General features: G+C 71.6%; 12 protein-coding genes. All 12 read left to right on the top strand.

Features of this window, described 5'->3' with window-relative positions; all coding sequences use genetic code 11:
- Positions 1 to 821, top strand: an 821-nt coding sequence (locus G6R24_RS12285) for a thioesterase family protein (RefSeq protein WP_163549385.1), incomplete at its 5' end; no start/stop codon positions are given.
- A gap of 701 nt (positions 822 to 1522) precedes the next feature.
- Positions 1523 to 4903, top strand: a complete 3381-nt coding sequence (locus G6R24_RS12280) for a sensor histidine kinase (RefSeq protein WP_163549384.1) — start codon at positions 1523 to 1525, stop codon at positions 4901 to 4903.
- A 1-nt stretch (position 4904) separates the two neighbouring features.
- Positions 4905 to 5324 carry a roadblock/LC7 domain-containing protein gene (locus G6R24_RS12275; RefSeq protein ID WP_011437246.1) on the top strand — a complete coding sequence of 140 codons (420 nt, stop codon included), beginning with the start codon at positions 4905 to 4907 and terminating at the stop codon, positions 5322 to 5324.
- A gap of 108 nt (positions 5325 to 5432) precedes the next feature.
- Positions 5433 to 5804, top strand: a complete 372-nt coding sequence (locus G6R24_RS12270) for a DUF742 domain-containing protein (protein WP_163549383.1) — start codon at positions 5433 to 5435, stop codon at positions 5802 to 5804.
- Positions 5785 to 6411: a GTP-binding protein gene (locus tag G6R24_RS12265; protein WP_163549382.1), complete on the top strand. Its 627-nt coding sequence runs from the start codon at positions 5785 to 5787 to the stop codon at positions 6409 to 6411. Before G6R24_RS12270 ends, G6R24_RS12265 begins: the two co-directional genes overlap by 20 nt.
- Positions 6408 to 7484, top strand: a complete 1077-nt coding sequence (locus tag G6R24_RS12260; RefSeq protein ID WP_225438449.1) for a LuxR C-terminal-related transcriptional regulator — start codon at positions 6408 to 6410, stop codon at positions 7482 to 7484. Before G6R24_RS12265 ends, G6R24_RS12260 begins: the two co-directional genes overlap by 4 nt.
- Positions 7485 to 7708: 224 nt before the next feature.
- Positions 7709 to 8092 (top strand): TcmI family type II polyketide cyclase, encoded by a 384-nt coding sequence (locus tag G6R24_RS12255; protein ID WP_163549381.1) that lies wholly within the window; start codon positions 7709 to 7711, stop codon positions 8090 to 8092.
- 498 nt (positions 8093 to 8590) lie between these two features.
- Positions 8591 to 8848, top strand: a complete 258-nt coding sequence (locus G6R24_RS12250; RefSeq protein ID WP_163549380.1) for an acyl carrier protein — start codon at positions 8591 to 8593, stop codon at positions 8846 to 8848.
- Between the two features lie 53 nt (positions 8849 to 8901).
- Positions 8902 to 9390, top strand: coding sequence for an SRPBCC family protein (locus G6R24_RS12245; RefSeq protein ID WP_163549379.1), 489 nt, complete (start codon positions 8902 to 8904; stop codon positions 9388 to 9390).
- A gap of 14 nt (positions 9391 to 9404) precedes the next feature.
- Entirely contained in the window at positions 9405 to 9878 is a 474-nt protein-coding gene (locus G6R24_RS12240) for a cupin domain-containing protein (protein ID WP_163549378.1), read from the top strand.
- Entirely contained in the window at positions 9875 to 11194 is a 1320-nt protein-coding gene (locus tag G6R24_RS12235) for a beta-ketoacyl-[acyl-carrier-protein] synthase family protein (protein WP_163549377.1), read from the top strand. Before G6R24_RS12240 ends, G6R24_RS12235 begins: the two co-directional genes overlap by 4 nt.
- The coding region (locus tag G6R24_RS12230) for a beta-ketoacyl synthase N-terminal-like domain-containing protein (RefSeq protein WP_163549376.1) at positions 11191 to 12444 on the top strand (1254 nt) is incomplete at its 3' end. The genes G6R24_RS12235 and G6R24_RS12230, both read left to right, overlap by 4 nt.

Below are 12444 nucleotides of genomic sequence, written 5' to 3'. Positions count from 1 at the left end.
TGCTCGGGCTGACGGTGGACGCCCAGGCGGGGCCCGGGCGTTTCGTCGCCGCCCGCCATCTGCGCAACACGCGGGGCACGTTGTGGGGTGGGTGCGGTCTGGCCGCCGCGATCGAGGTGGTGCGCCGCCGTGGCGGTCGGGAGTGCCTGTGGGCGCAGACGCACTTCCTGGGGCCGGTGCAGGCCGGCGAGGCGGTGGAACTGGCCCTGGAGCCGTACGGAGGGCTGTCCCAGGCGGTGGTGCGGGCGACGGTGGACGGTCGGGTCGTGTTCGTCACCACCGGAACGTTCGGCCGTCGCAGCCAGGACGTCACCCGTTTCGCGCCCGCGGCCGACTGGGCCCCGCCGCCGTCGCAGTGCCCGCCGCGTACCTTCCCGGACTGGCTGACCTTCGATCGCGGGGGCGTGATGTCGCTGGTCGAGCAGCGCTGGGCCCGGCCGCAGCGCACCACGCTGGATGGCACCCCCGGCCGCGGGCGCAGCGCGCTGTGGCTGCGGATGCGCACCCCCGGCCCGTCGGGTCGGGTGCTCGCCGACGCCGAGCTCACCGCGTCGGCGCTCGCGGTCCTCGGCGACTTCGCTCCGGTCGCGCTGATCGAGGCGCTGGGCGACATCACCTACGGCACGAGCCTGGACAACCATCTGCGGGTCGTCGCCGTGCCCAGCGGCGAGTGGATCCTGCTGGACGTGCGGGTGGAGGCGGTGGTGCGCAACGTCGCGCAGCTGCGGGCCTCGATGTACGACCACACCGGCGCGCTGGTGGCCACCGTGGGCCAGTCGACTCTGGTCCACCGGGTGCGTCCGGCCCGGTCGACGTCCTGAATCCACCGGGTGGATTGAAAGGTCATCGGTGTGGGTAGCGAAAGGACGAGCGCCGCCGGACCAGTACCGCGCCAGCCCGGACGGGTCGTCCGCCGGGCGGCGTTCCAGCCGGTCTGACGGGCCGACGGCGACGGGCGCGGCGGGCGCGGGCCGCACCGAAGCCCGCTCTTCACGGCAAGCAAAGAGCCTGGCTGGTCGCTTCCGGGTCCAACTCGATGGATGGCTGTGCATCCCGGGACCTTTTGATGGGCTTCCAGCAACCTCGGTGTTCGCGTGTTGTTGCCGCCGAGCGCCGATCGGCGGGTTTGCGTCGCAGTCATGCCGCCAGTTCGGGCTGGCCCGTGCCAGTCACTGCCGGATCGGGTTCGTTTCGGTGCTCCGAGGCTGTCTGCCTTCCGCTACCCCGAATTCATTCAGGGGCCACCGATGTCACATCATCCGGCGTGCGAATATTCGTCACGGCCTGCAACACACCACCGCCTTTCTGTCGACAAGGGGCGCCCCTAACGAGGTAGTCGGAATCCCCTCGCTAGAGTTGCCCGAGCCCCGTAAAAAGCACTCCGACGAACGGCGCCGTGCCCACGAATCCGGCCGCCGATCGCCTCCACGTGTGGTCCTTCGGGGACATGTCCCGCTGAACCAGAACCACTCACCCCCGCACACGAGGCGCCCAACTGCCGGGTGCCGGACGAGAGGACCGGATGCTCCAGAATTGGCCCATCCGCTCGAAGCTCGTGGTGATTCTCGTCGTCCCCCTGGCCGCCTTGGCGGTACTGAGCGTGATACAGGTGCGGGGGAACGTCGACAACGTCCGGGCCGCGAACCGCACGAAGGCACTCGCCGGCTTTGCGATCAAAGCAAACGGCCTGGTAGCGGCGCTGCAGGTCGAACGTTTCGCCACTAACTCCTTTGTTGGTTCGTCCTACCTGGCCGCGGCCCAGGGGGAGACGGCGACCGCCGCGCGCGGCCCGGTCGACCAGGCGCTGGGGATCTATCGCACCGGCGAGACGGACCTGCCCTCCGACGCCCGGGACACCCTGGCGAGCACGCTCGACTCGATCTCCGCGCGGCTGGGGCGACTGGCCGCCCAGCGCAGGGCCATCGACGGCCACCAGGCCCAGGTGGACCAGAACAACGACTACTACAACGAGCTCGTCCGAGACCTGCTCTCGCTCAACGGCCGGGTCGCGGCCGGTAGCCATGACGCCCGCCTGGTCAACGGCGCGACCACCCTCGTGGCCATCTCCCAGGCCAAGGAGCAGGCCGCCCAGCAGCGTGGCGCGGTCGCCCGTGTGATCATCCTGGGGCAGACCGACCCGACGACGCTGCGGCTGATCCAGACCTCGGCCGGTTCCGAGGACGCCTGGCTGCAGCAGTTCCGCACCACGGCGACACCCGACGAGCAGTCCTTCTACAACGTCACCGTCGGACGCACGATCGCGGCGGCCACCGCCATGCGGGACGAGACGGTCGGCAACGTCCAGCGCCAGCAGCCGGTGACCATCACCCAGGCCACCTGGCTGGGCACCGTCGGCAAGAAAATCGACGCGATGCACGAGGTCGAGACGCGTATCGCCACCGACCTGGGTGGAACGAGCCGCCAGCTGTCCCGGTCGGCGACGCGGAACGCCCTGTTCGGCGGAACCGGCGTCGCGGTGATCCTCATCCTGTCCGTCGTGATTTCGCTGCTGGTGGCGAGCCCGATGATCCGCCACCTTCGGCGCCTGCGCCAGGGTGCGCTCGAGGTCGCCAATGATCGACTTCCCGGAGTCGTCGAGCGCCTGCACCGAGGCGAGCCAGTCGATATGGACGCCGAGGTATTCCCGGTCGGCGTTCAGAGTACGGACGAGATCGGCCAGCTGGCCGATGCGTTCTCCACCGTGCATGCGGTGGCCGTGCGCACCGCGGTGGAACAGGCCGCGATGCGCAAGAGCATCGGGGATACGTTCCTGAACCTCGCCCGCCGAAGCCAGGCACTGATCCACCGGCAACTGAAGATCATTGACAGCATGGAGCGCAAGGAGACCGACCCCGACGAGCTCGAGGAACTGTTCCGCCTCGACCATCTCGCCACCCGGATGCGCCGCCACGCCGAGGACCTCATCGTCCTGTCCGGTTCCAAACCCGCCCGTGGCTGGCGACGTCCGGTTGCCATCAAGGATGTGGTGCGCGGTGCGGTCGCCGAGGTCGAGGACTACACCCGAGTTCGTGTGATGCCGATCGACGGCGGAGCCATCAGTGGCCACGCGGTAGGTGACATCATTCACATGCTCGCCGAACTCATTGAAAACGCGACCTCCTTCTCTCCGCCTCATACGCCGGTTCAGGTCACCGGGCACGAGGTGTCCAACGGATTCGTCATCGAGGTCGAGGACCGCGGCCTGGGAATGAGCCCGGAGGAGTTCCACGCCCTCAACGACCGCCTCGCGAACCCGCCGCCGTTCGACCTGTCGACCAGTGAGCGGCTCGGCCTGTTCGTCGTCGGTCGCCTCGCCGACCGGCACAGCGTGTCGGTGCGGCTGCGCCCCTCGCCCTACGGCGGGACGATGTCGATCGTGCTGGTCCCGAGCACGCTGCTACGCCAGGTGGAGGACCCCGAGGACAGCCGGGCGACCGGCGGCGGCGCCACGGTCCGGGCGCTGCCCGCGCCGGCGGTGCCGGCGCTGGATGGTGGGGCCCTGGACGAGGACGGTTTCCCCGGCTCGACCAGGTCGGCGCGTCCCCACCGCGGCCCGGGTGGGCTGCGCGACGCCCGCGGCCGATCGGCGGCGCCGGCGCGTGACCTCGACCGTTCCCGCGGCGGCATCGATCCCACCGGGGGCGACACCGACCTGCGTGGCACCGAGCGACCCGACCTCACCCTCGCCGCCGTTCCCGAGCCGGCCGGCGCGGCTGACCCGGACGCGGCTGGCTTCGACACCGACACGACGGTCGGTCGCGCCGACCCGGGCGGTCCGTTCGGCGCCGAGGCGCTGGCCCCGACCGGGCCGTTCGCGGCGCCGCCGGCACCGACCCAGCCGCTGGTCACGCCGCAACAGCCCGCGGACGAGTCGTTCGGCGCGGCCGACGGCGAGACCGAACAGGGCTGGCCGGTGGACACGTCGGCGCGCGGCGGCGAGCGCTCGCCGGCCGCGGGTGGCAGCGGCTCGGATGAGCCGCTGCTGGACGACCTGCCGGTGTTCGCCACCGTCCGGTCGAGCTGGTTCACCTCCGAACGCGGCGATCAGCCAGGCGACGACCACCCGCACGGCCCCGGCGGCCCGGCTGGCCCCGGTGACCCCCTGGGCGAATCGCGGTCCGGATCGGAACCCGGCCATCCCGGCCATCCCGGCGGTTTCCCGGTGGGGTCCGACGAGGCGGCGGGTGGACCGGAGTTCCCGGCACTGCCCAGCCGGCGAGCCCGGGGCGGACGCAACGCGTTCGTGCCGGAGGGCCTGTCCGCCACCGGCCGCGACCCGGGCGCGCCCAGCGGCCAGGGTGCCCTGGGCGCCCCCGGCCGACCGGGTGGTTTCCCCGCCGCCGGCGGGCCGGGCGCGTTCGGTGTGCCGGGTGGCCCGATCGGCGCGGGTGACCCGGCTGACCCGCTGGCCCGTCCGTCCGGCCTGGGGGAACCCTCCTGGGGCGGTGCGGGCGGCGAGCCGTCCGGTCATGGACTCGCCGGTCGACGGGACCCGCTCACCGCGCCGCTGAGCCGCCAGACCGGGCCACGCACCGGCGGCGGGCAGCTCCCCGAGCCGTACCCGACCGGTGCCGGTCGGGGCGAGGCTCCCGCCGCGGGGCCGCTCACGCCGCTGCGGCGGGCGCAGCCGCCCGCCCGCGGCAACGGCAACGGCGTCCCGGACCTCGACGACCTGGGATCGCACGAGCCCGAGGCGCAGGGACTGCCGCAGCGGACCAGGCGGGCGAGCCTCGCTCCGCAGCTACGCAGGGACGCGGCCCGGGAGACCCCCGCACCGCTGGCCGCGCAGCGCAGCCCGGAGGAGATCCGCTCCATGATGTCGTCCTTCCAGAGCAACTTCGGCCGCGGGCTCGCGGACGGACAGGACACGAACGACAGCGACGATGTGGGAAGGGTGACCTGAGATGCGTCCGCTGGGACCGTCCGAGAACATGAGCTGGTTGCTCAACAACCTTGTCAAGAAGGTGCCGGAAGTCACCTACGTGATCGCTCTGTCCTCCGACGGCCTGCTCCTGGCGACGTCGTACGGGATGGACCGGGCTACCGCCGACCAGCTCGCCGCCGTCGCGTCCGGGTTCAACAGCCTGGCCCGCGGTGCCGGCCGGTTCTTCGGTGGCGGCAACGTCCGCCAGACCATCGTCGAGATGGACGAGGGCTTCCTGTTCGTCACGGCGGTCGGTGACGGCTCGTGCCTGGCCATCCTGTCCAGCCCCGGCGCGGACATCGGGCTGATCGCCTACGAGATGGCCCTGCTGGTGACCAGGGTCGGGGAGTTCCTGACACCGGAGCTACGCGCGCAGATGCAGTCCGCGCTGCCGCTGTAGCGGCGGTGTCACCGGCCGACGGGGGTGCGGCCGTGAACCTCGTCCGCCGGTCGACCCCTGCCCGACCCGACCCGACACCACACCAACTCGCGAGGCAGGAGGACCGGTATGTCGTACGACGAGGAATGGTTCGACGAAGAAGCGGGTCCGGTTGTCCGCCCCTATGCCGTCACCGGGGGCCGGACCCGCCCGACCAACCGGGCGTTGGAGCTGGTCGCGCTCGTGACCACCACGCCCAACGGACGGCTGATGACCGCGACGCTGGAGGCCGAACAGCGTGCGATCGCGCTGCTGTGTCACCGGATGCAGTCGATCGTGGAGATCTCGGCCCGGCTGGATCTCCCGGTCGGTGTCGTGCGGGTCCTCGTCGGCGACATGCTCGACGGCGGCCTGGTCACGGTGGCCCGGCCGGCCCGACCTTCGGACCGCCCCTCCGCAGCCCTCATCGAAAGGGTGCTCGATGGACTACAGGCCCTCTAGGCCGCGGTCACCGGAGACCGCGTCACCACATCCGGTAAAGATCATCATTGCTGGCGGTTTCGGTGTCGGCAAGACCACGTTCGTCGGCGTGGTCAGCGAGATCCCCCCGCTGACCACCGAGGCCGCGATGACCGCGGCCAGCATCGGGATCGATGACACGAGCTCGGTCAGCGCGAAGACGACGACCACCGTCGCGATGGACTTCGGTCGGATCACCCTGCTGGACAGCGTGATCCTGTACCTGTTCGGGACACCCGGGCAGGACCGGTTCTGGTTCATGTGGGACGAGCTCGTCCTCGGCGCGATCGGCGCGGTCGTGCTGGTGGACACCAGACGCCTGGCCGACTCGTTTCCGGCGATCGACTACTTCGAGGAACGCGACATCCCGTTCCTCGTGGCGCTCAACCGGTTCGACGGTTCCCGGGAGTACCGGGTGGAGGACGTGCGGGCGGCCCTGGACCTCGACCCCCGCCGTCCGATGGTGTTCTGCGACGCCCGCCAGCGCGAGTCGGTCCGTCAGGCACTGGTCGCCCTGGTGCGCCATGCCCTGGACATGGTCTCGGCCGAACAGGCCGGACGTCCGATGCTGCCCCAGAGATCAGGGTGAGCACCACCGAGAGCCACAGTGCGGCCCTGGGCAGGGTTTCCGATCTGCTCGAGTTCGACGATGTCACCCTGGCCGCCTACCGCATCTGGCTGCGGCACTCCTCCCTGACGGTGGCCGAGGTGGCCGGACTGCTGCACCAGCCGGTCCGGGAGGTGGGCCGGGTACGTGACCGGCTGCTGGAACTCGGTCTGCTGCTGGCCTCCCGGGAACGCTCGGGGCACTTCGTCGCCGTGCACCCGGAGGCGAGCCTGGACCATCTGCTGCAGTCCCAGCACGAGCAGCTCATCCGACGCCATGAGCGACTGGTGCGGGCCCGGGCGCAGATCGGCGAGTTCGTCTCCGACTACCTCGAGGGACGACCCGACCGCGGCGGGGTGGAGGTGCAGCGCATCGACAGTCCCGACCAGGCCCGCGGCGAGCTGCTGGCGATCATGGGGCGGGCCGAGCGGGAGGTGCTCACCCTGCACACCCGCCGCGGCCTGACGCCGACGCTGTCCACCGACATGCTGCCGATCGCGTTGCGGGCCCTGCGCCGCGGGGTGGTGATGCGCAGCGTCCTGCCGCGGGCGATGCGCCTGGACGAGCCCGGCGCCGGCTATGTGCGCACCGTCGCCGCGCACGGTCTGGTCGCACGGGTCCTAGACGACCCACGTCTGGACGCGACCACCGTCGACGGTCGGGTCGCCCTGGTCGGGCCGAGCGGCAGCGCCGGCATCGGGCGGGGCGGCGCCGGTGGGTCCGGCGCGGCGAGCGGGCCGGTGCTGCTGGTCCGGACCCCGGAGCTGACCTCGGTGCTGCTCACCCTGTTCGAGCAGGTGTGGGACGCCGCCGAGCCGCTGGCCGACGAGCCCGCCGCGGACGGCGCGCGCACGGGCCTGGACGACCGTCCCTCCGACTCCGAGCGACTGTTGCTGCGGCTGCTCAGCCTCGGGGTGAAGGACGAGGCCGCGGCGCGTCACCTCGGCGTGTCGGTGCGTACCGTGCGTCGCATGATCGCGGATCTGATGTCCCGACTCGACGCCCGCAGCCGTTTCCAGGCGGGCACCCTGGCCACGCGCCGCGGCTGGTTGTAGGCGCGACACCCGCGGTACCTGAGTTGATGATGTCTTGGTTCTACCGGCATTGACTGTCGTCTTTTTGTTGCTTGGCAGTTGGCTGCCTGACAGTTTGCTGCCAGGCAGATTCCAGGACAGCGGCAGCGGGTGGTCGCATGCTCTCGATGTGCCGAGTACTGACGAGTGTCGGTTTCGGCCTGTTTCCACAGGTCACCGTCTGAGAGCGTCTGAGGAGCCCTTCCGTGCCCGCAGTTGCCGGATCGCAGCCCGTTGTCACGACATCGGTCCCGCCGACACATCGGACCCTGATCGTGGCGAGGATGGACCCCGCGGACGCCTCCGCGGTCGCGCGGACCTTCGCGGAGTCCGACGCGGGCGCGCTGCCCGGTCTCGTGGGAGTCACCCGGCGTGAGCTGTTCGCGTTCCACGGGCTGTACTTCCACCTCATCGACGCGCTCACGGACGTCGCGCCCGCCGTGGCCGACGTCCGTGACCACCCGTTGTTCGTCGACGTGAACAGCAAGCTCGAGCGGTACATCTCGGCCTACGACCCACAGACCTGGCGCGGCCCGCGGGACGCGATGGCGCGCAGCTTCTACCAGTGGTCGGCGCCCACGGACGCCTAACCCACCTCCGCGGCCCGCTCGCCACCCCGGCTCGACTCCGGTCGTCCTTTCGAGCCTGGCACCGGCCCGCCCGCGCGCGAGGCGCTCACCCGCGGCATCGCCCGTGGTCGACCGAGCCCCCCGCACCGTGGCGCGGCCCGCTGCCGGGCCGGGCCCGCACCGGCCGGTTCGCCGCCCGCCGGCCCACGCTGACCGCTCGGCATCTGTCACGGTCGCAGGCCCCGCGCGCGGACCCCGCCCGGCCATCCGATGGCCCGGACACCCTGGCCCGGACACCCTGGCCCGGACACCCTGGCCCGGACACCCTGGCCCGGACACCCTGGCCGCCGCGGCCAGTCCGGCCACCCCCATGCCTCGCCCGCGCAACGTAGCGCGGGACCTGGGCCCGCCCACCTCGGTGTGTCGGCCCACGCACCATCCGTACCGAGGAAGGTCCGTTGCCGCCCTTCGGCACCGGACCGGTCACCCCTGCCCGGACCAGTCAAGGAGCCCGCCGTCATGCCACACCACTGGACCGCCGACGACTTGTTCACATTTCTCACCGAACAGGCCGGGTTGCCGCCCGAGGATCATCCCGCCGACCTGGACGTGACCTTCGAGGACATCGGTCTCGACTCGCTCGCCTACCTGCAGCTGTCCGCCGAGGTCGCCGACCGCTTCGGCGTCGAACTGCCGGGCGAGATGCCACCGGGCTTCACGCTCAACCAGATCCTGGCCACCGTGAACGACGCCCTGGGTGCGCCCGAACCGGTCTGACGTCCTCCGGCCAGGCCCTACGTCCCGGATCCCCCTGATTTTGTGGAGCTGCTGTGAGCGGGCACACCGACAACTCGATCCTCATCAACGCCGACATCGACACCGTCTGGACGATCACCAACGACCTGGCCTCCTGGCCGCAGCTGTTCACCGAGTACGCCTCGGTGGAGATCCTCGAGACGACCGCCAACACCTTCAAGTTCCGCCTGACGATGCACCCCGACGAGAACGGCACGGCCTGGAGCTGGGTCTCCGAGCGCACGCTCGACCCGGTCAACCACGAGGTCCGCGCCTACCGGGTCGAGACCGGTCCGTTCGAGTACATGCACATCCACTGGACCTACACCCGTGAGGGCGCCGGCACCCGGATGCGCTGGGTGCAGGACTTCCACCTTCGCCCGTCCGCGCCCGTCGACGACGAGCAGATGACGAAGAACATCAACGCCAACAGCGCCCGGGAGATGGCGGTGATCCGGGACAAGGTCGAGCTGGCCGCGGCCGGTGCGGCGAGCCCGGCGCTCAGCGTGCCGGAACAGGTCTGAGGAGGACGACGGCGATGACCGCTCCCGTGATCACCACTCCGAAGGTCCTGTGCACCCACGACGTGGCCCCCAACCGGCGCCGTGGCGGTGACATGCGCACCCTGCTCTCCCCGGCGACCGTCGGCTGCACGTCGGGTTTCTTCGGCACGCTGACCCTGGAACCGGGGGAGGTCGTGACCGAACACTGGCACCCCTACTCCGAGGAGTTCCTGTTCTGCGTGCGGGGCAGCGTCACCGCCCGTCTGGACGGCCAGCATCACGAGCTCGCCGCCGATCACGGCGTGTGCATCCCGATCGGGATGCGCCACCGGATCGTCAACACCGGCGACGAGACGGCGTTCCTGGTGTTCCACCTCAGCCCGCTGGCACCCCGGCCGAACCTCGGGCATGTGGACACCGAGGAGCTCCCCAACCCGCACGTGCCGCACACACCCGTGATCGTCTCCGGTCCGCACGCCGGTGGTACGTCGGCTGGATCGACGCCGTGAGCGGAGCGCGACAGGTGGCCATCACCGGCGTCGGTGTGGTCGCCCCTGGGGGAGTGGGACGCAAGGAGTTCTGGACCCTGCTGACCGACGGCCGGACGGCGACCCGCCGCCTGTCGTTGTTCGACCCGACCCAGTTCCGGTCGCAGGTGGCCGCCGAGTGCGACTTCGATCCGCGGGCGGCCGGACTGTCCGCGCGCGAGGTCGCCCGCAACGACCGTTTCGTGCAGTTCGCGCTGGCCGCGGCCCTGGAGGCCGTCGAGGACAGCGGCCTGGACCTGCGCCGCGGCGACGACACCGCTCCCGAGACCAGCGGCGACGAGCCCCGCGGCGACGGCGGTGGGGACGGGCCGGTGGTGGGCGTCTGCCTGGGCAGCGCGGTGGGCGCGACGACCCGGTTGGAGAACGAGTACGTCGTGGTCTCCGACTCCGGCCGGCTGTGGGAGGTCGACCCGCACTACGCCAGTTCGTTCCTCTACCACGCGCTCGTTCCGAGCTGCCTGGCCACCGAACTGGCCCACCGGTTCGGGGCGCACGGCCCGGCGTCGGTGGTCTCCACCGGCTGCACCTCGGGAATCGACGCCGTCGGCTACGGGGCGCAGCTGATCGTCGACGGTGAGGCCGACATCGTGCTCGCCGGCGCCTCGGACGCTCCGATCTCCCCGATCTCGGTGGCCTGCTTCGACGCGATCCGGGCGACATCGGCGCGCAACGACGATCCCGAACACGCCTCGCGTCCCTTCGACGCCACCCGGGACGGGTTCGTCATGGGTGAGGGCAGCGCGGTCCTGGTCCTCGAGGACGCCGCCGCCGCCCGCGCCCGCGGCGCGCACATCTACGCGCTGGTCGCCGGCTACGCGTCGCGCTCCAACGCGTTCCACATGACGGGTCTGCGCCCCGACGGCGTCGAGATGGCCGAGGCGATCCGGGTCGCGATGGACACCGCCCGGGTCGGCGCGCACGACATCAACTACATCAACGCCCACGGTTCGGGGACCAAACAGAACGACCGGCACGAGACGGCCGCGTTCAAACGGTCCCTGGGCGAGCGGGCCTACGAGGTGCCGGTGAGCTCGATCAAGTCGATGATCGGCCATTCGCTCGGCGCGATCGGCTCGTTGGAGATCGCCGCGTGCGCGCTGGCCATCGAGAACGACGTCGTCCCGCCGACGGCGAACTGGTCCACCCGTGATCCGGAATGCGACCTGGACTACGTCCCGAACACCGCCCGGGACCACACGGTGGACGTGGCCGTGTCGGTCGGCAGCGGTTTCGGTGGGTTCCAGTCCGCCATCGTCCTGACCGGTCCGGACCGATGACCGCCCCCGCTCCCTCGGCGGGAACGGCCGAGGCCCGAGGATGGGCTCGGCCGGTGTCCGGTGCCGTGCGTCCGGTCGTCACCGGGCTGGGGATCGTCGCGCCCAGCGGGATCGGCGTCGAGGAGTACTGGGCGTCGACGCTGCGCGGACAGCTGCGGATCGCCCCGATCAGCCGGTTCGATCCGTCCCGCTACGACGCCCGGCTGGCCGGGGAGGTCGGCGGGTTCGAACCCGAGGCGCACGTCGACAAGCGCTACCTGGTCCAGACCGACCGGTGGACCTGGTTCGGGATGGCCGCCTCCCGGCTCGCCCTGGCCGATGCCGCCTACGATCCCAGTGCCCACGAGCCGTACGCCACCGCGGTGGTCTTCGGCAGCGGGTCGGGAGGCAACGACTTCGGCCAGCGTGAACTGGAACGGCTGTGGACCAGGGGGCGGACCGCCGTCAGCGTCTACCAGTCGATCGCCTGGTTCTACGCGGCGACGACCGGCCAGACGTCGATCCGCCACGGGCTCAAGGGCCCGTCCGGCGTGGTGGTCAGTGACGGCGCCGGCGGTCTGGACAGCCTCGCGCAGGCCAGGCGGGTCATCCGGCGCGGCACCTCGACGGTGCTCGCCGGCGGCGCCGAATCGGGTCTGACCCCGTACGCGCTGACCTGCCATCTCTCCAGCGGCCGGGTCAGCACGGCCACGGCGCCCGCCGACGGTTACAAGCCGTTCGACGTGCGGGCCAACGGCTACCTGCCCGGGGAGGGCGGGGCGACCCTGATCGTCGAGGACCCGGCGGCCGCCGCCGCGCGCGGTGCGCCCCGGCTGTACGGCGAGATCGCCGGCTACGCGGCGACCCAGGACGCGCTCGGGCATGGACGCACGGCCACCGACGGTCGCTGGCTGGCCGTCGCGATGCGCCGCGCACTCGCCGACGCCGACGTCGCACCGGACGAGGTCGATGTCGTGTTCGCCGACGGCGCCGGCTCGTCCGACCTCGACACGCAGGAGGCGGCGGCTATCCGGGCCGTGTTCGGCGCCCGCCCGGTGCCCGTCACCGCCCCGCAGGGCCTGGTGGGACGCCTGTGCGCCGCCGGTTCGGCACTGTCGGTGGCCACCGCGTTGCTCTCGATCCGGGACAGCGTCCTGCCGGCCGTCGGCAACCTCGACACCCCCGACCCGGCGCACGGCCTGAACCTGGTCCGCGAGGTGCGGCCGGGCCCGGTCCGCACGGTCCTGGTCAACGCCCGCGGCTACGGCGGC

The sequence above is a fragment of the Candidatus Frankia nodulisporulans genome (assembly GCF_902806475.1).
Classification (GTDB): Bacteria; Actinomycetota; Actinomycetes; order Frankiales; family Frankiaceae; genus Frankia; species Frankia umida.
Note: the sequence above shows the minus strand (reverse complement) of the source record. Positions and strands in the feature narration are given on the sequence as shown.